The sequence below is a fragment of the Massilia mucilaginosa genome (genome assembly GCF_011682145.1).
GTDB lineage: Bacteria > Pseudomonadota > Gammaproteobacteria > Burkholderiales > Burkholderiaceae_D > Telluria_A > Telluria_A mucilaginosa.
Map to the genome: position 1 here is coordinate 1 of NZ_WHJH01000139.1, position 1,600 is coordinate 1,600.

Genomic DNA, 1,600 nt, shown 5'->3' on the forward strand with positions numbered 1-1,600 from the left:
TTACGCGGTACTGCTTGGTCACCAGGTTGCCCGTCACCTCGTCCTTGCCGGTCGAGGCCATCGTCAATTCCCCGTCCGACTGCAGCAGCTTTAAGGCATACGCCGCCTGGCGCACGCCTTCCTCCTCCGCAATCGCCAGGATCTTGTGCTGCATGTCGTTCTCGCCCAGGTAGAACAGGCTCTGGCCCGTCATGGCGCTGTACTGGATCCGTTCCTCGTCCGGCACCATGGCCAGCACCGCATCCATCAGGCTCGACTTGCCGGCCGCGCTGGACGACTGGATCAGGATCGCCAGCGGCGCATCGAGCTTGCGCGAGATGGCAGCCAGGTAGCCGGCCAGCAGGTTGTTCGCCTCGCCCACCACGCCGCAGCGCTCCATATCAAGCACGATGCGTGCTACCAGGTCGGGCGATTTCAGGAGCGCGAGCGCCGCCGCCTCCTCGTCGGCCGACAGCGGCGGCACCTTGTTTTTGGGCTGGACCGATGCGCGAATCGCTTCGTCCTGCAGGGTTTCCAGTTGGAGCAGCACATGCCCCATGTCGCGCTTGACGACGTCATCAAGCAGGCCAAGCTCGATGGATGCCTGCCTGATGTACGCGGCCCTCGCACGCGCCGCGTACAGGTCCAGCGTGTCGACGTGGTAGCTTTCAAGAGCGCCGTCGGCCGCGCTTCTGCGCACCTGCAGGTTGACCCGCATCTGCTCCGGCGACAGGTTCTTTTTCCAGCCACGCACGCGCCAGTGGCGGTCGCCCTGCGTGATCAGCAGTTCGTCGTCGGTGGCCGGCGGCGGCGCGACGACAGCGGCGGCGGCAACGTCAACCCCAGCGGCTGAAGGAACGGCGGGAACGTCGGGAACGGCGGTAGTGGCCGGCATGGCGATCACCGGCAGCGGCTCCGTGTCCATGTCGGGCGCGCGGCCGATCCACTCCGCCTGGCGCAGCACCAGGCCCAGGCTCTGGTGCGCGGGCGTTAGTTTCAGGGCGTAGGCGTTCGCGTCCAGCCCCTTCGGGAAGCGCACGCGCAGGCATTCGATGCCCTCGGCGATCAGCTCGACCGCCAGCTTGTCCGCGGCCCGGTCGCCGGCGTCGTCGCGGTCGTAGGCAATCAGCACCCGGCGCGTGCCGTGACGCCGTAACGCGGCAAGGTGGTCACTGGTAAACCCCTCCACGCCGTAGGCGGCGGTCACGTTGGTGAAACCGGCGCACCAGAACGTCATGGCGTCGATCAGCGCCTCGCACAGGATGATCTCGCCCGATTCGGCCAGCGCCCGCTCGTTCCACACGCCGCGGTGCGGGCCGGGCAGGTACAGGTGGCTCGGGGTGCCCTTGCGCAGATCGTCGCGGATCTTGCGGCCATACACCTCAAGCACGTTACCGTCCCCGTCCAGCACCGGCACCACCAGCGAGCCGTTGAAGTGTTCGTGGCCGCTCTCGCGGTAGATGCCCACCTTTTGCAGGCGGCTGCGGATGTCGAACCCGGCCTGGCGATCGCGCGTCGGCAGGCGCAGGCCGAGGGTGCGGTTCGCGTAGCCCAGCTTGAAGCGCGCGATCAGCTCGGGGTGGTCCAGCCCGCGCGCTTTCAGGTAGGCCAGCGCCTCCGG

At 67.8% G+C, this 1,600-nt stretch carries 1 protein-coding gene; it reads right to left on the minus strand.

Annotated features, from left to right (window positions below):
- Positions 1-1,600, minus strand: a 1,600-nt coding sequence (locus tag F2P45_RS34135; RefSeq protein WP_166882645.1) for a toprim domain-containing protein, incomplete at both ends; no start/stop codon positions are given.